18 protein-coding genes are annotated in these 25111 nt (G+C 65.5%); 9 read left to right on the top strand and 9 right to left on the bottom strand.

Going from position 1 to position 25111, the window contains the following annotated elements; translation table 11 throughout:
• Positions 1-58: 58 nt before the first annotated feature.
• The 4 genes from NFH98_RS05620 to NFH98_RS05605 all read left to right on the top strand — a co-directional run bounded on the left by NFH98_RS05620 (position 59) and on the right by NFH98_RS05605 (position 6832).
• Positions 59-1384, top strand: coding sequence for an exonuclease SbcCD subunit D C-terminal domain-containing protein (locus NFH98_RS05620; RefSeq protein ID WP_124802482.1), 1326 nt, complete (start codon positions 59-61; stop codon positions 1382-1384).
• Positions 1381-4695, top strand: a complete 3315-nt coding sequence (locus tag NFH98_RS05615) for an AAA family ATPase (RefSeq protein WP_349622319.1) — start codon at positions 1381-1383, stop codon at positions 4693-4695. Before NFH98_RS05620 ends, NFH98_RS05615 begins: the two co-directional genes overlap by 4 nt.
• Before the next feature lie 155 nt (positions 4696-4850).
• Complete coding sequence (gene argE, locus NFH98_RS05610) at positions 4851-6017, top strand: acetylornithine deacetylase (RefSeq protein WP_124802486.1); 1167 nt, start codon at positions 4851-4853, stop codon at positions 6015-6017.
• A gap of 47 nt (positions 6018-6064) precedes the next feature.
• On the top strand, positions 6065-6832 hold the full coding sequence (locus tag NFH98_RS05605; RefSeq protein ID WP_124802488.1) for a glutamine amidotransferase: 768 nt from the start codon (positions 6065-6067) through the stop codon (positions 6830-6832).
• Here the strand turns inward: NFH98_RS05605 and NFH98_RS05600 are convergent.
• The 4 genes from NFH98_RS05600 to NFH98_RS05585 form a co-directional block, all read right to left on the bottom strand.
• A complete protein-coding gene (locus tag NFH98_RS05600) occupies positions 6829-9327 on the bottom strand; it encodes a fimbria/pilus outer membrane usher protein (protein WP_124802490.1) in 2499 nt (832 codons plus the stop codon). The two genes, NFH98_RS05605 and NFH98_RS05600, sit on opposite strands and share 4 nt — an antisense overlap.
• Positions 9328-9389: 62 nt before the next feature.
• Positions 9390-10115: a fimbrial biogenesis chaperone gene (locus tag NFH98_RS05595; protein ID WP_124802492.1), complete on the bottom strand. Its 726-nt coding sequence runs from the start codon at positions 10113-10115 to the stop codon at positions 9390-9392.
• Between the two features lie 88 nt (positions 10116-10203).
• Positions 10204-10740: a fimbrial protein gene (locus NFH98_RS05590; protein ID WP_052704279.1), complete on the bottom strand. Its 537-nt coding sequence runs from the start codon at positions 10738-10740 to the stop codon at positions 10204-10206.
• Positions 10741-11103: 363 nt separating this feature from the next.
• A complete protein-coding gene (locus tag NFH98_RS05585) occupies positions 11104-12840 on the bottom strand; it encodes a DEAD/DEAH box helicase (RefSeq protein WP_045991899.1) in 1737 nt (578 codons plus the stop codon).
• A gap of 433 nt (positions 12841-13273) precedes the next feature.
• On the opposite strand from NFH98_RS05585, the gene NFH98_RS05580 reads away from it, so the two are divergent.
• Positions 13274-13726 carry a YaiI/YqxD family protein gene (locus tag NFH98_RS05580; RefSeq protein ID WP_045991898.1) on the top strand — a complete coding sequence of 151 codons (453 nt, stop codon included), beginning with the start codon at positions 13274-13276 and terminating at the stop codon, positions 13724-13726.
• Between the two features lie 82 nt (positions 13727-13808).
• On the opposite strand, the gene NFH98_RS05575 is transcribed toward NFH98_RS05580, so the two are convergent.
• Together NFH98_RS05575 and NFH98_RS05570 are read right to left on the bottom strand one after the other, a co-directional pair.
• Positions 13809-14810 carry a glutathione S-transferase family protein gene (locus NFH98_RS05575; protein ID WP_045991897.1) on the bottom strand — a complete coding sequence of 334 codons (1002 nt, stop codon included), beginning with the start codon at positions 14808-14810 and terminating at the stop codon, positions 13809-13811.
• A gap of 124 nt (positions 14811-14934) precedes the next feature.
• Positions 14935-15825 carry a LysR family transcriptional regulator gene (locus NFH98_RS05570; RefSeq protein ID WP_045991896.1) on the bottom strand — a complete coding sequence of 297 codons (891 nt, stop codon included), beginning with the start codon at positions 15823-15825 and terminating at the stop codon, positions 14935-14937.
• A gap of 440 nt (positions 15826-16265) precedes the next feature.
• On the opposite strand from NFH98_RS05570, the gene NFH98_RS05565 reads away from it, so the two are divergent.
• On the top strand, positions 16266-18035 hold the full coding sequence (locus tag NFH98_RS05565) for a peptidoglycan DD-metalloendopeptidase family protein (RefSeq protein WP_108449703.1): 1770 nt from the start codon (positions 16266-16268) through the stop codon (positions 18033-18035).
• A 230-nt stretch (positions 18036-18265) separates the two neighbouring features.
• Here the strand turns inward: NFH98_RS05565 and NFH98_RS05560 are convergent, their stop codons facing one another.
• The 3 genes from NFH98_RS05560 to NFH98_RS05550 all read right to left on the bottom strand — a co-directional run bounded on the left by NFH98_RS05560 (position 18266) and on the right by NFH98_RS05550 (position 20308).
• On the bottom strand, positions 18266-18928 hold the full coding sequence (locus NFH98_RS05560; RefSeq protein WP_162816517.1) for an MOSC domain-containing protein: 663 nt from the start codon (positions 18926-18928) through the stop codon (positions 18266-18268).
• 139 nt (positions 18929-19067) lie between these two features.
• Positions 19068-19514: a VOC family protein gene (locus NFH98_RS05555; protein WP_124802494.1), complete on the bottom strand. Its 447-nt coding sequence runs from the start codon at positions 19512-19514 to the stop codon at positions 19068-19070.
• A gap of 71 nt (positions 19515-19585) precedes the next feature.
• Positions 19586-20308: a GntR family transcriptional regulator gene (locus NFH98_RS05550; protein ID WP_108449706.1), complete on the bottom strand. Its 723-nt coding sequence runs from the start codon at positions 20306-20308 to the stop codon at positions 19586-19588.
• A gap of 466 nt (positions 20309-20774) precedes the next feature.
• Between NFH98_RS05550 and NFH98_RS05545 the strand changes: the two genes are divergently transcribed.
• The 3 genes from NFH98_RS05545 to NFH98_RS05535 all read left to right on the top strand — a co-directional run bounded on the left by NFH98_RS05545 (position 20775) and on the right by NFH98_RS05535 (position 25106).
• A complete protein-coding gene (locus tag NFH98_RS05545; protein WP_108449707.1) occupies positions 20775-22067 on the top strand; it encodes an NAD(P)/FAD-dependent oxidoreductase in 1293 nt (430 codons plus the stop codon).
• Positions 22068-22245: 178 nt separating this feature from the next.
• Positions 22246-23622: a Na+/H+ antiporter NhaC family protein gene (locus tag NFH98_RS05540; protein ID WP_045991891.1), complete on the top strand. Its 1377-nt coding sequence runs from the start codon at positions 22246-22248 to the stop codon at positions 23620-23622.
• Positions 23622-25106 carry an NAD(P)/FAD-dependent oxidoreductase gene (locus NFH98_RS05535; RefSeq protein WP_124802496.1) on the top strand — a complete coding sequence of 495 codons (1485 nt, stop codon included), beginning with the start codon at positions 23622-23624 and terminating at the stop codon, positions 25104-25106. The genes NFH98_RS05540 and NFH98_RS05535 overlap by 1 nt, the downstream gene beginning before the upstream one ends.
• Positions 25107-25111 lie beyond the last annotated feature (5 nt).

The raw sequence follows: 25111 nt of genomic DNA, 5'->3' as shown, positions 1-25111 counted from the left end.
GTCACGGGGATCAACAAGCTGCCGGCCGCAGGGCCTGGCGCTCCATCAGGGAGGACGGATGAGGATCATCCACACCGCAGACTGGCATCTGGGCCAGAGCTTTCACGGCCAGGAACGTCACGAGGAACATCGCGCCTTCCTCGACTGGCTGGTCGACATCCTCGCCGAACGCCAGGTGGACGCGCTGCTGGTCGCCGGCGACGTCTTCGATGTGGTCAATCCGTCGCTGCGCGCCCAGGAGCTGCTCTATGACTTTATCGTCAGGGTCCACCAGCGCTGCCCTGACCTGACCATTGCGCTGATCGCCGGCAATCACGACAGCGGCAGCCGCATCGAGCTGCCCGCCCCGCTGATGCAGCACCTGCGCACCCATGCCCTTGGCCGGGTGCGCTTCGTCGATGACGGCGCGCTGGACAGCGATCGCCTGCTGGTGCCCTTGAGCGATGCCCAGGGTGAGGTCCGCGCCTGGTGCCTGGCGCTGCCCTTCCTGCGTCCAGCGGAGATCACCGGTCGTGGCCGGCAGAGCAGACAAGCGGCGGGCGCAGCAGGAGGAGAGACGAACGCCGGCGACGACTATGTGGCCAGCGTCGAGCGGGTCCATCGCGAACTGATCGCGGCGGCCCGGGAAAAGCGCGAGCCTGGCCAGGCGCTGATCGCCATGAGCCACGCCCACCTGCGTGGCGCCACCGTCTCCGAGGCCAGCGAACGCCCTATCGTCATCGGCGGCGAGGAATCGCTGTCGGCCTCGCTGTTTCCCGACGACATCGACTACGTCGCCCTGGGGCACCTGCACCGCGCCCAGCGGGTCGGCGACGAACGCATACGCTACAGCGGCAGCCCGCTGCCGCTGGACTTCAGCGAGGTCGACTACCCCCATCAGGTGCTGATGGCGGACTTCGCCGATGGCGCCCTTGCCCATGTCGAGCCCATCAGCGTGCCGCGGGCGGTGGCCATGCGTCGCCTCGGCCCTGCCCCGCTGGAAGAGATCCTGGGCGCGATCGAGGCGCTGCCGGCCCGCGACGGGGCCGGCCCGGTCGAGCGCTGGGACTGGCTCGAGATCAACGTGCGCCTGGACGCCCCGATGCCGGAGTTGCGCTCGCGCATCGAGCAGGCGCTGGGCGACCGGGCGGTACGCCTGCTGCGACTGAAGCGCGAGCTGCCGGTCACTGAGTCACAGGCACCCGGACGTGGCGAGCGCCTCGAGGACATCGGACCCCGTGAGCTGTTTTCGCGCACCTGGAAAGAGCGCTGGGGCGAGGCGCCGGACGACAGCGTGATCGCCGACTTCGACTGGTTGTGCCAGCGCGTCCAGGACGCGGATGCCGAAGACCAGAGCGCGGATGGACAAGACCAGGGCGCCGCCGAAGGGAGCACGCAGCCATGAAGATTCTCGCCCTGCGCCTGTCCCAACTGGCCTCCCTGCCCGGTCCAGTCGAGCTGGACTTTACCGCGGCGCCACTGGCCGATGCCGGCCTGTTCGCCATCACCGGCCCCACCGGCGCCGGCAAGAGCACCCTGCTCGACGCCCTGTGTCTGGCGCTGTTCGGCAATACGCCCAGGCTTCGCCACGCCCCGGGGCGCGACTCCCATCTGGAGGACCTGGACGGCTCGCGGATCGCCACCGCCGACCCCCGCAGCCTGCTGAGGCGCGGCGCCGCCAGCGGCTACGCCGAGGTCGACTTCATCGGCCGCGACGCTCGCCGTTACCGCGCGCGATGGGCCGTGCGGCGCGCCCGGGACAAGGCCGACGGCAAGCTGCAGGCGGTGGAGCAATCGTTGACCGACCTGGACGACGAACGCCTGTTGACCGCCCAGAAGCGCGAATTCGCCGAGCTGATCCCCGAGCGCCTGGGGCTATCGTTCGAGCAGTTCACCCGCGCCGTGCTGCTGGCCCAGAGCGAGTTCGCGGCCTTTCTCAAGGCCGACGACAACGCCCGCTCGGACCTGCTCGAGAAGCTCACCAATACCCAGGAATACTCGCGCATCTCGGTCGAAAGCTACGCCCGGGCCAAGGAGGCCCGCGACGCGGTGGCCCGCCAGCAGGCGCTGCTCGCCGAGGACGCGCCCAGCGACGACACCGCACGCCAGGCCATGGAGCAGGAACTCGCCGAGGCCGAAGGCGAGCTGGACACCTGCCAGCGGCAGATGAAGGCGCTGGACGAAGAGGCCCAGTGGCTCGCCCAGGACGCCCAGTGGCGCCAGCGCTGCGAACAAGCCGACGCCAGCCTGGTCGAGGCAGAGGCCCGATGGGAGGCACTGAGCGAGCAGCGCCGTGAGTGCGAGATGCTCGAGCGCGTCGCACCCTGGCGCCCCCAGTTGCTGCGCCAGCGTAGCCTTTCTCGACAGTTGCCGGACCAGCGCCAGCAGCTCGAACAAGCCACGTCAGCCCTGGCCCAGGCACGCACCGCCCTGGAACAACAGCACCAGCAAACCAGCCGTCGCCGCCAGACCCTGGAGGACAGCGAGCAGGCGCTCGAGCAGGCCCGGCCCGCCATCGCCCAGGCCCGTGAAATTGCCAGCGAACTCAAGGGCCGCGAGCAACAGCATCGACAGCTGGAGGACGAACACCAGAAGCGCAAGCGCCAGCGCGAGGATCTCGACGGGCAGCAGCGAGCCCTGGCAGAGCGCCATCGCCGCCATCTGGAGCAGCGCGACGCCGCCACCCGCACCCTGTCACGCCATCTTGGCCAGCATCAGCAGGTCGCAACGGCCAGGGCCGAGGCCCAGCAGCACCTCGAGGACGCCGGCCATCGTCTGCTGGCGCTGTCCGAACTGGAGCAGCGCTGGCGTCTGCTGCGCCAGCTCGATGAGCAACAGCGCCGGCTCGACGCCGAGCGCCGCCGCGACAGCGCACAGCGCGACGAACTGCTGGACCAAGGCAAGCAGGCGCGGGCGCGCCTGGACCACGCCTCGGCGGAGCACGAGCAGCTCACGCGCTTTATCCAGCGCGCCCGCGCCACCCGAAGCGACAGCGTCGCCGACATGCGCGCCACCCTGGAACCGGACACCGCCTGTCCGGTGTGCGGCAGTCACGAGCACCCCTGGCGAGACTCGCCCCCCGCCACCCCGGAGGCCACCCAGCTCGCCGCCCAGATCGCACTGGAGGATGATCAGCTTGCCGAGTCCGAAAGCCGACTCGGCGAGCTGCGCGAGCAGCGTGACGTCCTGTTCGGGCGCTTTCAGGCGCTGAAGGCCAGCGTCGAACAGGCCGAGACCAGCCTGCTCGCGCTTGAACCTCGAAGGAACGAGGCCCAGGCCGGTCTCGAAGAAGCCCAGGCCGGGCTCGACGACCCGGCGCTCGCCGAGCAGTGGCGCGCCCTCGACGCTGAGGCCCGCCAAGCCTGGCTCACCGAGCACAGCGAAAAGGCCCGCCAGCGCCAGCAACAGGCTCGCGAGCGCCTCCAGGCACTGGACGACGCCGAGCGCCAGCTTGCCCCGCTGGCAGAGGCCATCGAAGACGACGAGCGAGAGCGTCAGGCGCTTGCCTTGCGCGCTGCCAACTTCGACGAGGAACTCAAGCGACTCGACGATCAGCGTCCCGAACTGACCCGCAGCATCGACGAGCACAGACGACGTCTGGCCGAGGCGCTCGGCGATGACCGCTCGGCGGATGCCTGGCTCGAGCGTCTCGAAGCTCAGGTCCGCCAGGCACGTCAGGACCATGAGCAGGCCCGCCAGACCCATGACCAGGCCCAGCGTCAGGTGCTGAGCCTGACCCAGCGGATCGAGCACGAGGGCAAGGCGCTCTCGGTGCTGGAGGACGAAAAGACCCGCCTGGACGCCGAGCTGGAACGCTGGCGCAACGAGCACCCGGACATCACCGATGGCGACCTGGAGCGGCTGCTCGACCAGGCCGATGATGCGCTCAAGGCCCTGCGCGCCCGACTGGACAGCGCCCGCGAGGCCTGCCATACCGCCCGTACTAGTCGCGACGAGCGTCGCCAGGGCTGGCGCGCCTGGCGGGCCCGCCATCTGCCGGAGCAGGACCCGCAGACACTGCTCGACGAGGCCACCCAACGCCAGCTGGATGCACGCCAGGCCGACCTCGACGCCAGACGTGAGGCCAACCGGCCGCGGCTGGAGGCCGCCCAGCAACGCCGCGATGGCGCTCTGCACGCCGTGCGCGACGATGATCGACGCCGGCAGCGCCAACGTGACGGCCTCGAGGCCCTGGAAAGGGCCAGGGCCGAGCATCATCGCTGGGGCCGCATCGCCGAGTTGATCGGCGCCGCCGACGGCAAGACCTTTCGGCGCATCGCCCAGGCCTGGAACCTGGAGCGCCTGATCGACGAGGCCAATGTCCACCTGGCGGGCCTCAGCCGGCGCTACCGTCTGGTGAGAGGGGGCAGCCCGCTGGGGCTCCTGGTGATCGATCAGGACGTCGCCGACGAGCGTCGCTCGGTGCACTCGCTATCCGGCGGCGAGACCTTTCTGGTGTCACTGGCCATGGCGCTCGGGCTCGCCTCGCTGGCCTCGGGGGAGCTGGCCATCGAGTCGCTGTTCATCGACGAAGGCTTCGGCAGCCTCGACCCCCAGTCGCTGGCGCTGGCGATGGACGCCCTCGACGGTCTCCAGGCCCAGGGCCGACGGGTCGGGGTCATCTCCCACGTCCAGGAGATGCATGAGCGCATTCCGGTGCAGATCCAGGTGCACCCCGCCGGCAATGGCGAGAGTCGGGTCGCGCTGTCCGACTGAGTCCCATCCGCCCCGCACGTCGCTGCCGGGCGGACCAGTCTTGGGCGATCCGGGAGAGCAGCGTGCTCGGGCGGTAACCCGGGGCGATACGCTGGGGCGCGTCGCCTGGCCATGGTACATTGACGCTCCTTGTGACCTCAGTCGACGGAGCCTTCATGACCGCACACGACCTGCTCAAGACTCTGGTGGGCTTTGCCACCGTGTCTCGGGATTCCAACCTGGAATTGATCGCCTTCGTCGAAGAGTGGCTCGACCGCTACGGCGTCGATCACTGGCGGGTCGAGAGCGACGACGGTTCCAGGGCCAACCTGCTGGCGCGCATCGGCCCGGCGGTCAAGGGCGGTGTGGTGCTCTCGGGCCATACCGACGTGGTGCCGGTGGTGGGACAGCCATGGACCAGCGATCCCTTCACCCTGACCGCCGGCGAGGGCGACAATGCCGGGCGCCTGTACGGTCGCGGCACCTGTGACATGAAGGGCTTCATCGCCTGCGCCCTGGCCGAGGTACCGCGCTGGAGCGAACTGGAGCTTGAGGTGCCGATCTGGCTGGCGCTGTCCTACGACGAGGAAATCGGCTGCGTCGGCGCCCCGCGCATGATCGAGACGCTGATGGCCGAACACCCCCGCCCTGCCGCCGTGGTGGTCGGCGAGCCGACCCTGATGGAGCCGGTGGTGGCCCACAAGGGGGCCAGCAACTTCCGTACCACGGTGATCGGACGCGAAGCCCACTCGAGCCAGGTGTATCAAGGGGTCTCGGCGATCCACGTCGCCGCCCGCCTGGTCACCCGCATCGAGGACGTCATGGCGGAGCTCAAGGAAGAGGGTCGAGTCGACGAGGCCTTCAGCGTGATCCACTCGAGCCTGCACGTGGGCAAGATCGAGGGCGGCACGGCCATCAACATCATGGCCAGGCGCTGCAGCTTCGAATGGGAAATTCGCCACCTGCCCACCGATGACGCCAAGGAGCTGCTGGCCCGGGTCGAGGCCACCGCCCGCGAACTCGAAGCCCGCATGCGCCAGCGCGCCCCCGAGGCCTCGATCACCACAGAGGCGCTCAACACCACCGTGCCGGCCCTGGCCGATCGTGACAACAGCGAGGCGCTGGGCCTGTGCCGCGAACTGCTCGGCGACAGCCCCGACGGCGCCGCCGTGGCCTACGCCACCGAGGCCGGTCAGTTCCAGCTCGCCGGCCTGCCCACGGTGATCTGCGGCCCCGGCAGCATCAGCCAGGCCCACCAGCCCGACGAATACATCGAGCGCGAACAGCTCGACGCCGGCAGCCGTTTCATGGTCGCCCTCGGTGATCGCCTCACGCGCGGCTGAATCTACACCTGCAAGCGCCCCTGGATTCCCCTTTTCGAGCCAAGACCGTGACCCACACTGCTTCAAGCCCGGCGAGGCCTGTTGAGCCGCCTCGCCTTGCCATCTTCAAGACCGGTGACAGCTTCGCCGATGTCGTCGCCGAGCACGGCGACTTCGAGGACCTGTTCAGCGCACGTCTCGACGGCTTTCGTCGTCGTGGCGGCGTCATCGAGGTGATCGACGTTCGCCGCCAACCGCTGCCGGCAATCTCTGATCAGGACGGGGTGATGGTGACCGGGTCCCACGCCATGGTGTCCGACCGGGAAGCCTGGAGCGAAGCGCTCAAACCCTGGCTGAGGGAGGCGCTCGACTGTGGCCTGCCACTGTTTGGCGTGTGCTATGGCCACCAGCTGATGGCCGAAGCCTTCGGCGGCAGCGCCGGCTACCACCCCAGGGGGCGGGAATGCGGCACGCGTACCCTCACGCTGACCGAGGCCGGTCGCGGGGACCCGCTGTTCGGTGCGCTGCCCGATGCTTTCGCCGCCCAGCTGACCCACGCCCAGAGCGCCCTGTCACGCCCCGAGACCGCCACGGTCCTGGCGGCCAACGACCATGACCCCAACCAGGCCCTGCGCTATGGCCCAGCCCAGTACAGCGTGCAGTTCCACCCGGAATTCACCGTCCAGGTGACCGCGGCCTACCTGGCGCACCAGCGCGATATTCTTGTCGCTCAGGACGAGGACGTCGAGGCACTCGAGCGGTCTGTGGTCGAGACCCCCGAGGCCAGCAGCCTGCTGGACGCCTTCGCCCTAACCCTGTTCGATCGGCGAAGCTAGCCAGACGAGATATCTCCAGGCAAGCAGGTCGCCTGGCGCTGGGCGATACGCGGCGCTGCACCCTGGTGCGGCGTCGCCTCGCGTTGCGGCTCCAGTGTCAGGCGGCAGCGCTCCCGCGGGCTCGGCCCCCAGCGAAGCTGATAGCCGCGGTGTGCATCGATTCCCCTGACCACTGCCATGCGCCCCTGACCCAGCACCGCCAGCACGTCTCCATCGGCGTCGATCAACTGCGCGCCGAAAGGCGCCGGCGTGGTCACCCGCACCAGGGTCGGCGCCCCCACCAGGGTGTCGTAGGTCAGCCTGACGATAGCGCCTCGGCGAGGCGCTACCCGCCTGGCATTGCCCTTGAGCTCGACGCCATCGGTCATGCCGGAGGGATCCAGCGCCACCCGGTTGTAGCGGTAAGGTGTCAGTCCGCTGATCGCCCCCTTGCCTCGCCCGTCCAGCAACACCTGGTCATGTTGAGAAATCGCCGCGCCCTTGGCGCCCGGCGCCTCGATGACCGCCATGGTCTCGCCTTGATCCCGCGTCAGCACCAGGCCACCCGCATAGGCAATGGCGGTGCCATCGGCGCTGGCGCTGTAGCTGCGGTAGTCATCTCCGGCGCTGAGGTTGAGGCCAAGACGTACCCTGGAGGTGTCCATCCCCAGGTTGCCGCCATAGCTTGAATCGTGCGACCGGTCATCACGGCTGTGGTTGACGTAGACACCATAGTTCAGCGCGCCGCTGTCGCCGCTGAGGTTCAACTGGCCCGAGCGATGATCGCCCCGATGGGCCAGATTGGAGGTCAGTTGCAGGTGGCCTCCCAGCGGAACGCTGAGATTGAGGTAGAACTCGTTGGTGTAGTCGCCTTCGGTCTCGCTACGGCCTGCGGTGGCGCTCAGGGTGCCCCAGGAGAAGCCACGACTGACACCGACCTGATAGGTGGTCGCGTCCTCGCGATCCCAGTAGTCGGCGCTGATGCCAGAGGCAAACAGCCTGGTGCCGCCGGCCAGGGTCTGGGTCAGATTGACCTCGAGACGTTGGCGCTCGCGGTCCCGTGGTGAGGATGTCATGCCGTCATCGCGCAGCAGCGCAACGTCCGAAAGGCTCAGATAGTGCTGACTGGAAAAACGGTAGTTGACCACCGACAGCTCGGTGTCGGTGGGATCAAAACGGGTGTTGTAGCTCACACGAAAGCTCTCGCCACGCGGGCTCTCCGGCTCACCGCTCAGCGCCTCCAGGTGATTCGCCCGGGTCATGGTGGCATCCAGCGCGAAGGCGCCCAACAGGGTCGACACGGCGCCACCGGCAAGCCCCGCCATATAGTCCTCGGCCAGGATGGCGCCGGAGTATAGCGTCAGCCGATTGCTGACCCCGCGTCGGTATTCGGCCTGAACGAACCGGGGCAGGTCGACGAGGCCGTCATCCCGATACTCCCCCAGGGTCAGGTGGAAGCGGTGGGCGCCGGGTCGCAGCAACTGTGCCACCGAGGTATAGGGCAGCACGAAGGCGCGCTCGCTGCCGTCGGCCTCGGTAATGGTGACCTCAAGGTCGTCAGCCACATTGGTGGCGTAAAGGTCGTCGATGGCAAAGGGGCCGGGCGTCACGCTGGTCTCGTAGATGACGTCCTCCCCCTGACGGACCGTCACCCTGGCGTTGGTGCGAGCGGTGCCTCGCACTACCGGGGCGTAGCCCCGCCGGGAAGGAGGCAGCATGGCATCGTCGCTGGCGAGCTGGACGCCGGTGAAGGGTATCGACTCGAATCCCATCCCGGAGGTCTGATACTCGCCGATGACCAGGTCGGCCTGCCAGGGCGTCACGTCGTGGCGCAGGTAGGTGTTGGTGACATGATAGTGGGCGGTCTCGCCACTGGCGTCATCGAGACTGGCATTGTGACGAAGCTGCCAACCGCCGAGGTTCACCCCGGCGTTGATCCCGAGTCGATAGTCCTCACGGGACTCCTGCCCGTCGCGCTCGCCACGGAAGGCATTGCTGTTGTAGCGAACAAAGGCGCCATTGATGCCGTCCTGCCACGCCTCGGCCGGCACCTTTCCCCTGACGCGATGCCGCAGATAGGCCTGGGGCACGCTCAGTTCAAGTCGCATGTTCGCCGAGTCGGTCGAGCTATCGACGTAGGGATAGCGAGCGGCCAGATCGACGCACTCGCGGCCTGAGTCGCCTCCCCCTGCCGCGGGCTTCAGCGGCAGGCGCTTTATCGCATCAAGCGACAGACACAGACGCGTCCCTTCCGGGTCCTCACCGATCGTCACCGTCTCGCGACCGAACGCCTGGCCATTGACCAGAACGTCGAGTTCATAGCGACCAGGGGGGACCGTCATACCCTGCTCGAAGCGGGTCAGGTCCATGCCCTGGAGTGATCCTTTCAGCAGCTTGGCGTTGAAGGCGTACTCGACCCGGCGCTCGGACGCACCGCCGGTCACCCTGCTACCGTCGTCGGCCCGGGCGGACAGACCGGCGTCGGTGACGAGGGACAGCCCCAGCGCAATGAGCACAGACAGGCCTCCGTGCCGCCGCAAGCCTCGAACCTTGCCGGCTGCTGTGCCGGACAGACGTTTCACAGCTCGAATCGGCGCCGCTGCGTCACCCCGTAGTCATTGATCCAATCGAAGAAACCCTGGGAGGTTGCCAGCGGTTCGATGCCGAAACGGCGGGAGCTCTGGGCCGGGATCAGGCTGCCACGAGCCGTGACCTGGTGCTCTTCGTTGCCTAGCCCGACCCGACGAAGCGACACACTGTAGGGGCTCTCATTACGGGCCACCAGCGTCCAGCGGCCTGGCCCCCGCTCAAGCTCCCAGTGAAGCTGCTCGGCGGCCTGCTCGGGGGAAGCGGCAAGCCCGACGGGTCGATAGAACAGCTTGATGCGGGTGCGGTATGCCAGCTGCAGCACGTTTCGGTCCGGCGCCGCCTGGGTGGCGGGCACCTCCAGCACGTTCAACCAGTAGACAGACTCGCGATCGACAGGCGCCACCTCGCCCAGATAGGCGATCCGAATCGCCTGTCCTCCATGGGCATTGATGCGTGTCACCGGCGGTGTCGTCAGAAACGGCACCTCGACACTCTCCGGCGTGGAGTCCGGGTCGCCACGATCGATCCACACCTGCACCAGCGAGGGCGTATCGCCCGCATTGGTCAGCGCGACGCTCACATTCCTGGCATCGGCGGGGTAGATCACCCGGGTGCCCGAAACCACCACACTGGCATCGACACGACTGACAAGGCTGCAAAGCGCCACCAGCGCCAACAGCGCCACTCCCCTTCCCCACGACTCCCGTACACGCATGATCCCTATGCCTTTCTGTAGCCTTTATGAAGCCTTGCCAGACGCCCTACCTCCGCGCACTTCTGCCAGTGCGGGCGGACTGCGAGATCTATTGGTAGTTCAGGGTATACACCGCTGAGGTGCTGACGGTCCCCGCGACGGCGTCCGCGCCACTGGCGTAATAGCGCGCGGTGTAGCGAAGTTGAGTCGCCGTGGTGTCGTCGGCCAGATCCATCGCGGTGGCATCATTGGCGATCAGATTGATCACCTTGTTGGTATGGTCGAGCAGTTGTATCTCGACGTTCTTGGCGCCGCCGGTACCTGCGGTATTCACCAGATAGCCGGTGGCGGCATCGACATTGGTAGGCTCGAAGTACGGCTTCACATTGTCCACGGCAGCGGAGCAGTTCATGTCGATGGTGAAGGAGGTGTCACCCGCCGTCTCACCGCTCTTCAAATCGCTGACACTGACCGTGGGAAGCACCACAGTGCCATCCCCGGTTCCCGCATTGTTGACCTTTACCGTACAGGTCGTGGCAAGCACCTTCCCGGATATCGTGATGGTGCCGGTGGCGGCGTATCCATTGCCTGCCAGGGTAAAAAGCATGACGCCAAGCAGCCATCCCTTGCCTGTTTTCCGTTCCATGTCCCGTCGCTCTCCATTGCAATCATGCCTTCAGCCCGGCCGGGACAAGAGAGACCCTGTCACCGCACCTGGATGTTACACTTTGCAACATTATGTCGTGCTTCGACCATCAGGAGCGGCAGCATCGGGTCAGAGGTTGACGTAGGTCAGGCGGGGAGAAAGTCGACATGCAAGGGAATGGGATGAACATCGGGCCCGATCCCCGGGAGCCAACGCCCAGGAAGCCAGCGAAACATGCACACGCAAACGGGCCGGTGGATATCCACCGGCCCGTTCACGAAACTTGCCTTGTCGTGATCCGATGCGTCATCGGATCAACAGGGGCCTTGTACAAGCTGTCGGCTCAGGCCCCTGGCACCTCGATCAGGCGCGCGACTGGCGACGCACAGGCGCCTCGTCATCGCGACGACGACGGGGAGCACGCTCGCCGCTGCGCTCGCCACCACGCTCAGCGCGATCACCGCCACGGTCTTCGCTGATTTCCAGCGGACGACCGGCCACACGGGCACGTGCCATCTTGGCCAGGATGCTGGCCGGCAGACCATTGGGCAGCTCCACGGTGGAGAAGCCGTTACGGATGTCGATGCGGCCGATACGGGCGCCTTCGATACCACCTTCGTTGGCCAGGGCTCCGACCAGTTGGCCAGGCTTGACGCCATCCTTGTGGCCGACGGAGACGCGGTAGCGGGTCATGCCTTCGCTGGGTCCACGGCTCTCGCGGCGACGCTGCGGCTTGCCGTCACGCGGGGCGCGGTCATTGCGCTCCTTGCGCGGCGCCTGCAGGCGACCGATGGGTGCCTCGTCGGCGCGCGCCATGGCGGAGAAGGCACAGGCCAGCTCGATGGGATCGTAGCCTTCCTCGACCAGACGCTCGACCAGAGCACGCTGCTCTTCGGCACCCTTGGTGACGGAGGCGATCACGCGCTGATGGAAGACGTTGTCGCGGTGGGCACGAATGGCGGCCTCGTCGGGCAGCTCCATGACCGCCATCTTCTGGCCGGTGGCCTGCTCGAGCCAACCTACCTTGCGGCCTTCACGGAAGCCGGCGAAGGTGATCGCCACACCGTTGCGGCCGGCACGGCCGGTACGGCCGATGCGGTGGGTGTAAGCCTCGGCATCCTGGGGCAGATCATAGTTGATGACGTGGGTGATGCGCGGCACGTCGAGACCACGAGCGGCCACGTCGGTGGCGATCAGCACATCGACCTTGGCGCGCTTGAGGCGAGTGATGGTGCGCTCGCGCAGGCTCTGGTCCAGATCACCGGACAGGCTGGCGACATTGACGCCACGCGCAGACAGCTGCTCCATCAGAGTGGTACAGGCGGCACGGGTGCGCACGAACACGATGGCGGCGTCCACCGGCTCGACTTCAAGGATGCGCGACAGCGCTTCCAGCTTGGCGCCACCATCGACGCGCACCAGGCGCTGTTCGATGCTCTCGGCGGTGGTGGTACGCGCCTCGATGGCGACCTTGACCGGATCCACCAGGTAGCGATTGACGATGCGCTCGATCTCGGTGGGCAGGGTCGCCGAGAAGAACACACGCTGGGCGTTCTCGGGGGTATCGGCGACAACACGCTTGACGTCGTCGATGAAGCCCATGCGCAGCATCTCGTCGGCTTCGTCCAGCACCAGAGCGTTGAGGCCGGAAAGCTTGAGGCTGCCACGATCCAGGTGATCGATGACGCGGCCGGGGGTACCGACCACTACCTGGGCGCCACGACGCAGCGCGCTGAGCTGCTCACGGTATTCCTGGCCGCCGCACAGGGTGGCGACTTCCAGACCCTTGAGGTTCTGGCCGTACTTGCTGAAGGAGACGGCTACCTGCTGAGCCAGCTCGCGGGTCGGCGCCAGCACCAGCACCTGGGGCTCACGCCGATCGAGTTCAATACGAGACAAGATGGGGAGCGCGAAGGCAGCGGTCTTGCCGGTGCCGGTCTGGGCCTGGCCCAGCATGTCGCGGCCTTCCAGCAGGGCTGGAATGGTCTGCGCCTGAATGGGCGAGGGAGTCTCGTAGCCCAGGGTCTCGATGGCGGAGAGAACGGCAGGCAGCAGGGCCAGATCACCAAAAGACGGTGAAGCGACAGTCGTCGAGGTCATGAATCACACCTTGGTAGGCCGGGGTTACCGGCAAAATAACGTGGTTGGCGTCCCTGACGCGCCCGTATTCGGGGCGAACAGAAATACGTCGCTCTACTCGTGGTAGAGCAAGGTCAACAAGTCTGTTGTCAACATTCGGAGTCGGGGACGCCGGTCGCACCTGGCATCGGCTCACGCAACTGCGTGGAGCCATCGTGGCGACCGTTTGCACCGCGGGCGTCGGGATCGACGTCGGGTGCTCCATCTTCACAATTCGAACGCGTCTTGCGCGTTGCAGCATCTGTTTGAACTCTCGAGGCCGCTTGGGCGTCGGAGGTCGCTGCGTCATGATGGTGGGGTCAACACATGCGAGGAGGGCGCATGCTACCATCGACTCGTGGCTCTGACCAGCCCTTTTATGATCGAGCCCCCTTTTTCTGCACCGGAGACACCAATGCCCCAACTATGGGTCGACGCCGACGCCTGCCCCAGAGTCGCTCGCGACATCATCGTCCGCGCCGCCGAACGCACCACCACCCAGACCTGGTTCGTCGCCAACCACCAGATCCCGTTGCCCAGTTCGAAGTGGGTCAAGGCCATGGCGGTGAGCCACGGCTTCGACGCCGCCGACAACGAGATCGTCAGCCGCATCGCACCCGGTGACCTGCTGGTCACCGCCGATCTACCGCTGGCACTGGAGGCGCTGGACAAGGGGGCCATGGTAATGACCAACAGAGGCGAGACCCTGGATCGCAACAACATCAAGGCACGCGTGCAGATGCGCGACTTCATGGAGACGCTGCGTGCCAGCGGCGAGCACACCGGCGGCCCCAAGGGCTACTCGGACAGTGATCGACGGGAGTTTGCCAACGCCCTCGATCGCTGGCTGGCCAGGCACGCACGCTGATCGAGCCGCCCGGACCGGCTCACGAGCCGGTCCCCTCCCCCACCCACGGCTCACCAGCGGATCCTCTCCGCCAGCGTCTGACTCAGCCCTGGTAGACGCCTTCTGAGGCCAGACGCTCTCTGTCGTGGTCCCGATCCAGTCTCAGCACAGGCCCCAACGGCACGATGGCGTTGGGATTGATGGTGTCGTGGCTCATATAGTAGTGGCGCTGGATATGATCCAGGTCCACGGTCTCGGCGACACCCGGCCACTGGTAGAGCTCGCGCAGGTAGTGCGACAGATTGGGATAGTCCTCGATGCGATAGAGGTTGCACTTGAAGTGGCCATGGTAGACGGCATCGAAACGCACCAGGGTGGTGAACAGACGAATATCGGCCTCGGTCAGCCAGGCTCCGGCCAGATAGCGATGATTGGCAAGCCTCGCCTCGAGCCTGTCGAGACAGGCGAACAGCGCCGAGACGTGACGTTCGTAAACCGCCTGATCGGAGGCAAAGCCCGCCTTGTAGACACCATTGTTGATGTTGTCGTAGACGTCGGCGTTGATCTCGTCGATGGTCTGGCGCAGGAACTCGGGATAGAAGTCGAGACGATTGCCGGTCAGCTCGTCGAAGGCCGAGTTGAACATTCTGACCAGTTCGGCCGACTCGTTGTTGACGATGCGCTTGCGCTGCTTGTCCCACAGCGCCGGGACGGTCACCCGACCGGTGTAGTGAGGGTCGGTCAGGGTGTAGAGCTCATGATGAAAGCTCACGCCGTTGATCGAGTCACCACTGGAGCCTTCGGCCTCGTTGTAGCTCCAGCCCTTGTCGCCCATCAGCGGACTGGTGTGGGAGACGTCGATCAGCGCGTCAAGCCCCTTGAGTCGGCGCATGATCAAGGTGCGATGGGCCCAGGGACAGGCCAGACACACGTACAGGTGAAAACGTCCCGCCTCGGCCTTGATGCCTGGCTGGCCATCGGGGCCCGGCGCGCCATCGGCGCTGACCCAGTCTCGCAACTGGGCGGACTCTCGCACGAACTCGCCGCCGGTACTCTCGGTGTCGTACCACTGGTCGTGCCAGACCCCATCGATTAACAGTCCCATACGGTCTCTCCCGTGAAGCGCCTTGGAGAGCCCAGCATACGGTGGAAAGAATCGACTACAAGCGCACATTTTGCCGCCAACCTTTCGATTCTTTCGAACCCATTGCCTCCGATGTGCCCAGACCTCAGCAACTGCAGTCCCGGACAGCCTGACGCAGATGCTCCGCCATGGCCCTGGTGGCGGGTCCCGCCCGGTCGGCGTCGCGATGATACAGCTGGATGGGCACCTCACGCGTACCGCCGGCCTGCAGCGGCAATGGCTTGAGCCGGCCACTGGCCAGTTGGTCGCGAATGCGGGTCTTGGGCAACCAGGCAAACCCCAGCCCGTGCTCGAGCATCTCTACCGAGGTGGCGATATGGCTGACGGTCCAGCGCTGCTCGGCCTTGAGCCAGCCCGAATCGCGCGACGCCCTTTGCGACGAGTCCCTCACCACGACCTGGCGATGGTGCTCCAGATCCCTGAGGTCCAGCGGCCTGCTCATGGCATGTAGAGGGTGGTCCGGGTGAGCGACCGCGATAAAAGGCACGCTGACCAGGGGTTCGCCCAGGTAGCCTGACGTGGTCACCCCTGACACCACCAGGTCGGCTCGGCCATCCTCGAGCATTTCCACACCACCATTGAGTACCGACTCGTGCAATTGCAGCCTGACTTGCGGAAGAGCGCTGGAGAAAGCTTCCATCGCCTTGGCCAGTACGTTCGAGGGAAAGATCTGGTCGATGCTCAGCACCACCTCGGCCTCCAGGCCTTCCCGCAGTCGAGCGGCGATATCCACGAGCGCGTCGGAGCTCTCCAGCAACTGGCGGGCACGGCGCAGCAGCAAGGCCCCTTCCTCGGTAAGCCGAACCTGCCGCCCCACCGGTTCCAGCACCTTGACCCCCAACTGCTCCTCCAGCTTGTGCACTGCATGGTTGAGGGTCGAAGGGCTCTTGTGAACGGCTTCGGCGGCCCTGGCAAAGCCACCGTGATCGACCACGGCGGCCAGCATCTGCCACTGTGCGAGCGTGACACGCGACATGCTTGAATCCTTTTGACGATATCCATTGAGCATGCCAGCCGACGGCGCCAATGACACGACTTGGCATCGATGAAAGTCGCATCGATGAAAATCACGATACGCCCCTCCCGCGCGAGGCCTTGTACGGCGCCTGGCCAGTCATTGGACTTATATCAACAAAATGAGACTTATCGTCCTTCAGGGGGAGTAGAAAGCACTACGACTTACCGGGGGGTTGCATTTGTTCAACGCTAAGGGTCCAATGAACAACAGTTAATAAACAGCGTTCGAACAGGGTTTTGTCACAGCTTCATCCATTCCTGGCGCCCCCGGTCACATAAACCACCGGGCGATGCGCCATCCGCTGTATGGCCATACAGTCTAGGCATACCATACTTCATGGGGTATGGTGCAATAGCCTATATATTTACCTTCATCAATTTTTCTATGGCCCTTTTACCATGATGCGAATCCTCCATTCGCTGCCCCGCACGCACAAGCTGCTGCTGTTACCCGTTGCCACCATGGTCACCGTGCTGGGCGCCCACAAGATTGTCACCACCTACGAAGACGTTCAGCGAGGCAATGAATCGCTGGAGTCAGTTCTGGTTCCGCTAGGAGAGTCTGCCTCGCCGGAACTGCCATCGCTGAACTTCGAGCGAACCCAGGTCGCCGAAGCCATCGACCTGGCGCTGGATGCCACCAGCCAGCACATCCCGATTTCCCAGCTCAAGGCCAGCGAAATCGTCGACATCGACTTCGTCGACGAGGCCCACGCCGACGTCAAGTTCGAGAACGCCATGCGTTCATCGTCGGGACTACCTCCTCTTACCTTACAATCCTCTCGCACGCTTCCTGGCGCCGCTGATTCATCCACCGCGGCGCCAGTTGCGTTGGACGGCAATCCGCAGCCGCCCGCCTTCAAGCTCGACGAAGGCTCCCTGCATATCGCCGTGGTGCTCGGCACCGTGGCCAGTGGGCTGCTGGAGCAGCAGTCACTGGACGTCGCCAGCGACGCCACTTCCTATGAGGATGTCAGCGAAGACGAGCTCGAACTGTTCGATGAAGGCCCGATCGTGCTCGAGGAAGAGATTGCGGCCAACGAGCCGTTCGTCCCGACCTGGCAGACCTATCGCGTCCAGCAGGGCGACACCTTCGCCGAAATGGCCGAAAAGACCCTGGGGCTGGGCTACAGCGAGGTCATGGCGCTGCTCGAGGACCTGCCCGACCAGAACGTGCTGACCCGCTGGCGCGTCGGTAACACCTTCGAGTATCAGCTTGGCGAGGACGGTCGACTGCTGGCGCTGCGCATCATGAAGAACGTGCGCGACGGCTACCTGATCGAACGCCAGGATTCAGGCTTTGACGTGGCGACCATCGAGCGTGCCGGCGAAGCCTCACAACGCCTTTACGCCGGCACCGTGAGCGGCAGCTTCGCTCGCTCCGCCGAGGCCGCAGGCCTGAGCCGTGCCGAAGTCTCGGAGATGGCACGGGTGCTCGAGAAGAAGCTCGACTTTCGCCGCGACACCCGTCGCGGAGACAGCTTCCGGGTACTGGTCGAGTCCGACATCATCGACGGCCAGCGCCTGGACCCCCGCGTGCTGGCGGTGTCCTACGACGGCGAGCGCATGGACCTGACGCTGGTGCGCAATCCCGAGGACAACAACTTCTACACCCCCGAAGGCCAGAGCCTCGACCCGGCCTTCAACCGCTACCCGTTCTCCGGCAGCTACCGCATCAGCTCCAACTTCAACCTCAACCGCCGCCATCCGATCACCGGCCGCGTCAGCCCGCACAAGGGCACGGACTTCGCCGTGCCGATCGGCACCGGCATCGAGACCCCGGCCAATGGTCGCGTGGAAAAGGTCGGCAACCACCCGGCGGCGGGTCGCTATATCGTGATTCGTCACGACAATGGCTACAAGACACGCTACCTGCACCTGTCGCGCCCGCTGGTCAGCACCGGACAGCGCGTGACCATGGGCGAACGGATCGCCCTGTCGGGTAACACCGGTCGCAGCACCGGACCTCACCTGCACTACGAGGTCATGGTCAACAACAATCAGGTCAATGCGATGCGCGTGGCCCTTCCGGAAAACCAGAGCCTGTCCGGTCAGGCGCTGGCCTCCTTCCAGCAGGAAACCGGCCCCACCCTGGCCGCGCTTCAGACCGCCAAGCCCGGCTCCGAAGTGGCGCTGGCCAACGACCTGGCCGCCGACAGCGACATCTGATGCTCCGCTGCGGTTGATCACGACAAGGCCCTGCAACAAGGCCCTGCAACAAGGCCCTGCTGCGACACAGCAGGGCCTTGTCGTTTCAGCCCAGGAGACTGGGGCAGAGGAGACAGAGCCAGAGGAGACAGGGGCACACGAGAGACAGGTGTAGAGAAGACAGGCTCAGTCGGTTCGGTGCCAGGCGCAGCAGCACCCTACAGCGCGTGGTATTCACCCGCCTGCCGTCCTCAGGCGCGCCCGCGCCAATAGTCCATGCGCCGGACCAACTGGTCCTTCCAGTGTTGCGCCAGGGCTTCGACACCGTGCAATTCGGCCATGGTATCCAGGGGCGCCCTGCGGTCTTCCAGCACCCGCCAGCAGGCCTCCACGCTCCACCTTTCATCACCGCGCTCGACCACCTCGATGACAGGCCCCGGCGCAATCCATCCTTCCTCCAGCACGCGGTAGAGCCAGCCCATCCGGGCCTCCTGCATAAAGGCCCGCGCCAGCCCCGGCTGGCCGGTACGGGCATCGACCTTGGCGCAGGGTTGCCTGGGCTGGGTCACCTGCACCAGCGCTTCGCCGATGCGATAGACGTCACCGATACGCACCTCGCGCTCATCGGCCCCTTGGCTCGCAATATTCTCACCCAGCACGCCGGCCTCCAGCACCACACCGGCGTCGGGATAGCGCTCGCTCCAGCGGGGATAGTGATCGGCGCAGTAGTGACACAGGGCGCGGTCCACCCCACCGTGGTCGACCTGATTGGCCTGGCTGTCATTGGAAAGCCCCAGTCGGGACAGCCATTGAGGCTCAGCGGCAGCGACCTTGTAGATACCACTCTTCTCACCGAAGCCCGGCAGCATCTGCGGCTCGCTGATATAGGGCCCCCTGACATCTGAAAATTCCATCCTTGCCCCCATCCTCCTTCTCTTGTCGCTATTCGCCGCCCATGCTTGAGCGCTTGTCGTGCTCCTTGCCCCCGCTTGCGAATGCCGCCTGGGAATCCTCCGGCTCCGCTGGACGCCCTGCATCAAGACGCACCGGTATTCAGCCGCCACGTGCGCCTTCATACATGACCATCCAGGCGACGCCGAAGCGATCCTTCACCAGGGCAAAGCGCTCGGCCCAGAAGGTTTCCGACAGGGGCAACATGATCTCTCCACCTTCAGCAAGCCCGGAACAAAGCCGTTCGGCTTCTTCGCGCGTGTCCACTGACAGCGCCAGAGAAAAGCCCTGAGGCGCCTCCCCAGAGGCGTCCGACCCCATCAGCACATGACCCGCCACCTCGATCTGCATATGCATGATGTGCTCTGGTGACGGTGTGCCCGCTTCCCCGCATCCAGCATCAGGTGCATCGGCGGGCATGTCCCTGTAGCGATGAAGCTCGCTCACTCGGCCGTTCATCAGCTCGGCATAGAACGCCAGGGCCTCTTCACACTGGCCGTCGAAAAACAGGTAAGGGTAGATTTGCATGAGCTTTTCCTGATGACTCAACGACGTTCTTTCGATGCTCGGGTCGGCGGTCCGAAGGACTGGCGCCGGACGTCATCAAGATAGCCCAGAAATCACTTCGACGAGGCGTAGTAGTCGTCCAGCAGCCGCATTCCCTGCTCGATGTCGGCGGTCACCGCGCGACAGAAGGCGTCCCTGTCCCCCCGGCGCAGCGCCTGGGTAATCTCACGATGGTGATCGTCGGCGATGGCGGAGCCGCCCCAACGCGTGCAGATAAAGCCCATGCTGGGACCGTATTGCTGCCATAGCTGCTCGACCAGCGGCAGCAATACCGTCGAGCCGCTCAGCCGGTAGATCAGAAAGTGAAAGGCGTGGTTGCCACGCATATAGCTCTTGAGATCAGCAGCTTCGATGGCACGATTGATGCCATCGTCCAACGCCTCCAGGGCGTCGATGTGCTGGTGCTCGATCGCGGTAAAGGCTTGCCGGGCCAACTCGGTTTCCAGCCGCCTGCGGGCGAACAGCACCTCGGTGAAGCGCTCCCGGCTCAAGTGCGGCACGATGATCTTGCGGCTGTCGACAAACTGCAGAGCCCCCTCGCTCACCAGCCAGCGCAGCGCCTCCCGAGCAGGCATGGCGCTGGTGTCATAGCAGGCGGCGATGCCGCGGATCGAAAGCACCTCGCCCGGACTGAAGGCCCCTTCGCACAGACGACGCCTCAGGTCCCGGTGAATTCGGGTCGAGGCGGTATCCGGCAGGTAGGGCGGAGGCGATGGTTCCGTGCCGATCGGCGCGACCATGGCGTCATCGCTATTGTCAGTATGAACGTCGGTCATTGCGCTTCCTTGTCACTCCTCTGTCCATTCCTCTCAGCCATTCCGCTCTTTATTCCCTTCTCCATTCCGCTCTCCATTCCTTTCTGCCATTCCGCTCTCTATTCCCTTCTCCATTCCCCTCGCCATTCCCCTCGCCATTCCTTTCTCCACTTCACTCCTCACGCCAACCCACTATAACTTTTCTATCACTCCCCTTTTGCTTCTTTTGCCGGCCGCCCGTCGACCGCTCGTCTGTCACCATCGGCGGAAAACCCGACAGGCCGCTGGCCTGCCACCATCACGGCTATATCTACCTGCGTCTGGCGTCAAGACTAGCCCATCTCGATGACGATAGCCCACGCCGAGACGCCGCAGCCTGGGCCGCCCAGGGTCGAATTCGCATCTTGTGCGCATCTGCAAGCCCTGCTAGTGTGATCACAACATGTGATCACACCAATAACAAGCTGCCATCGTTTCGGGAGTCGTCATGAGCGAACCGCGCTGCGCGTCCTACTACGCCGCGACCATCCACGAAGAAGCCGAATACCCCAGGCTCGAGGGCGAGCATCGGGTCGACGTTGCGGTGATCGGAGGCGGCTTCACCGGCGTCAACACCGCGCTGGAACTCGCCGAGCGTGGCTACCGGGTAGCGCTGGTCGAGGCCAACCGGATCGGCTGGGGGGCCAGCGGTCGCAATGGCGGTCAGGTCACCGGCAGCCTGTCGGGGCAGGATGCCATGCTCAAGCAGCTCTCCGGCCCGCTAGGGCGAGAGGCAGCCGAGAACTTCGTCTGGGATCTTCGCTGGCGAGGCCACCACATTCTGCGTCAGCGTGTCGACAAGTACGCCATCGCCTGTGACCTGAAGTTCGGCCACCTGCACGCCGCCTACCGACCGAGCCACATGGCCGAGCTTAAGCGCGACGTCGAAGCGGCCCAGGGCCACGAGATCGCCCGGCACCTGAGTTTGCTGGACGCCGATCAGACGCGCGAACTGGTGGGCACCGAGCTCTACCATGGCGCGGTGCGCAACGACTACAACATGCACCTGCACCCGCTGAACCTGTGTCTTGGCGAGGCCCGCGCCCTTGAGGACCTGGGCGGCTTGCTGTTCGAGGACACCCGGGTCACCGAGATTCGCCACGGCGCTACCCCCTGTGTCGTCACCGAGCGTGGCCAGATCCACGCCGACAGCGTGGTGCTGGCCGGCAACGCCTATCACCGGCTGGAGCGCAAGGCGCTCAAGGGCAAGCTGTTCCCCGCCTCTCTCGGCATCGTCACCACCGCCCCGCTGAGCCGGGAGCAGCAGGCCGCGATCAATCCCCAGGACCTGGCGGTCTACGACACCCGCTTCGTGCTCGACTACTACCGCCTGACCGCCGACGGTCGCCTGCTGTTCGGTGGCGGCGCCAACTATTCCGGCCAGGACTCAGCGGATATCGGCGCCGAACTGCGCCCCCGGCTCGAACACACCTTCCCGCAGCTCAAGGGCATCGCGCTCGACTACCAGTGGCAGGGCAAGGCGGGCATCGTGATCAACCGCATCCCTCAGCTCGGCAAGCTGTCACCCAACGTCTTCTACGCCCAGGGCTACTCGGGCCACGGCATCGCCACCTCGCATATCGTTGGCAACATCATGGCCAGGGCGGTCAGCGGTCAGCTGGAGGAGTTCGACCTGTTCGCCGACATGCGCCACTGGCGCATCCCGGTCAGCGAGCGCCTCGGCAACGGCCTGTTGGCCGCGGGCATGTGGTACTACCAGTTGCGCGAAAAACTGCGCTGAGCGTCCGCCGCCGACTCGCCGTCGGCAGCTCGATATCGACCGGACCTTTCACCATCAACGACGCCAACGACAACATCAACGACAACCAATAGCTGTCACGCCACGCTCCTGATCGACGCGACCCACGGCCATCGCCAGGTCGCTTCACCAACAACAATGATCGTCCAGGAGGACATCCATGGAAGCGTTTTTCCCCGCAGGCGGCTGGCTGGTGCTGCTGCCCACCGCCGTTGTACTGCTGCTGGCACTGTGGAGCCGTCGCGCGCTCGAGCCGCTGGTGGCCGGCGCCTTCGTCGGCACCCTGTTGATCGAGCCGACCAGCGCCCTGTCCACCCTTTCCGAGAGCCTGCTCAACGTCCTGACCGACGAGGACGTGGCCTGGGTGATCGCGGTATGCGGGCTGATGGGCTCGATCATTGCGCTGCTGCTGAAATCCGGCGCCTCGCGTTCCTTCGCCGAAAGCCTGTTGCGCTACATCACCAGCAAGCCCCGGGCGCTGCTCGGCTGCTGGTTCATGGGCATCGTGCTGTTCGTCGACGACTACCTCAACTCCCTGGCGGTCGGCACCTCGATGCGTCAGGTGACGGACCGCTTCAAGACGTCGCGAGAGATGCTGGCCTACGTCATCGACTCCACCGCCGCACCGATCAGCGTACTGATCCCGATCTCGACCTGGGCGGTGTTCTTCGGCGCGCTGATCGAAAAGAACGGCCTGGCCGCCGACGGCCAGGGAGTCTGGACCTATATCCAGGCCATCCCCTTCATGTTCTATCCGTGGATCGCGGTGGCCATGGTGCCGCTGGTCGCCTACGGCAAGATTCCGCTGTTCGGCCCGATGAAGCGCGCCGAGCAGCGCGCCCAGCTCGAGGGTCGCTGCGTGCCGCCCGGCGCCGAGCACATCGATGAAGAGATCGCCCACCTGGCGGCCAAGGACCAGACACGCAGCAGCGTCTGGATGTTCCTGCTGCCGATGATGTCGCTGGCCTTCTTCACCTGGTACTTCGATCTCGATTTCCTGATGGGCATCTTCGTGACCCTGGCCGGCATGATCGTGGCCTTCATCGGCCTGAAGAAGCTGACCCCCGGCGAGACCTTCGACAACATTCTGGAGGGCTTCAAGTCGATGCTGGATGCCCTGGCGGTGCTGGTGGCGGCCTTCATGTTCAATGACGTCAACACCACCCTGGGACTCAACGAGTACATCATCACCACGGTCGAACCGCTGATCAACGCCCAGATCCTGCCCTTCATCATCTTTGCGCTGATGGGCTTCGTCTCCTTCGCCACCGGTTCCAACTGGGGCGTGTTCGTGATCATCCTGCCCATCGTCACCACCCTGGGCCACAATCTGGGCGCCGACATGACGCTGGTGATCGGTGCCACCCTCTCGGCCAGCACCTTCGGCAGCCACGCCTGCTTCTATTCGGACGCCACGGTGCTGACGGCCCAAGCCAGCGGCTGCACGCCCTTCCAGCACGCCTTTACCCAACTGCCCTACGCGGCCCTGGCCGGCTTGCTGGCCGCCGCCCTCTATCTGGTACTGGGATTCATGTGATGACGAAAGCACCGTCCAACGACGCCATCTTCTGGTCACACCGAGACAACGGGCGAGTCCCACTCGCCCCCCTCTCCATTGATAAACAGGCCATCGATGAACAGGCCATCGGTGAACAGACCGGGGATAAACAGGCTATCGATGAACAGACCGGGGATGAACAGGCAGACGTGGTCATTGTCGGCGGTGGCTTCACCGGCCTGTGGACCGCCTATCACCTCAAGCGCCTGGCCCCGGAGAAAGACATCCGGGTGCTCGAGGCCAGGCGCTTCGGCCACGGAGCCTCCGGGCGAAACGGAGGCTGGGTGGTGGGCAACCTGGCGGGCCTCGAGCGGCACCTGAAGGGCCTGTCCCTGGCCCGGCGCCAGGCGCTGTGCGAGCTTTTGTCCGCCAATGTCGACGAGATCGGCGCGACCCTCTCGCAGGAAGCCATCGACGCCGACTTCCACAAGGGCGGGGCACTCTACGCGGCGGCCCGCTACCCGGCCCAGGAGGCGCTCCAGCGGGACTACCTCGCACACCTGCTGGAACTCGGCCATCGCCAGCATGACTGCCGCTGGCTGTCCGCCGACGAACTCAGCGACCGGGCCCGCTTCCGCCGCCCCTTCGGTGGCATCTTTCATCGTCAGGTCGCCACGCTGCACCCCGGCAAGCTGATCGATGGGCTGGTCGCGCGACTCGCGGCCATGCAGGTCAGGCTTTACGAACAAAGCCCGGCGACGAGCATCGACGCCGGCAAGGTGACCACGCCCCAGGGCAGCATCCGCGCACCGATGATCGTGATGGCCACCGAAGGCTACAACACCCTGCCCCAGCTGCGTCCCCACCTGGTCCCGGTCTCCAGCCTGGTGATCGCCACCGAGCCCTTGAGTCAGAGCCAGTGGGACGCTATCGGCCTGGCACAGCGACCGACCTTCGCCGACGCCAGCCGGTTGATCAACTACGGCCATCGCAGCCGCGACGGTCGCCTGATCTTCGGCGCCAGGGGTCGCTACCGCTTCAACGCCCGTCCGCGTCACCAGGCCTCCATCACCCAGGGCGACATCCAGATGCGCAAGGCGCTGCTCCAGGATCTGTTTCCCGACCTCGGCGAGGTCGATATCAGCCACGGCTGGGGCGGCACCCTGGGCCTCTCGCGCAGCTTTCGCCCCCACGCCCTCGTCGATCGGCGAGCCGGCATCGCCACCGCCGGCGGCTATGCCGGCGAAGGCGTCGCCGCCAGCCACCTGATGGCGCGCACCCTGGCAGAGATGCTCTGTGGACAGGACACACCGCTGACACGGGCCCCCTGGGCCTTCGATGGCTGTGCACTGGACCAGGTGGTTCGTCGCTGGGAGCCCGAACCCCTGCGCTGGCTGGGCGCCCAGACCATCACCCTGAGCTACGCCACCGAGGAGGCCCTGGCGTCGCGTGAGCGCCACCTGCCGCTGATCGGCCCGGCGCTGAGCCGACTCAACGACCGTTTTGCCGCCGTGATCGAGTAGACAGC

The organism is Halomonas sp. H33-56 (assembly GCF_040147035.1).
In the GTDB taxonomy this organism is placed as follows: Bacteria; Pseudomonadota; Gammaproteobacteria; order Pseudomonadales; family Halomonadaceae; genus Halomonas; species Halomonas litopenaei.
Note: the sequence above shows the minus strand (reverse complement) of the source record. Positions and strands in the feature narration are given on the sequence as shown.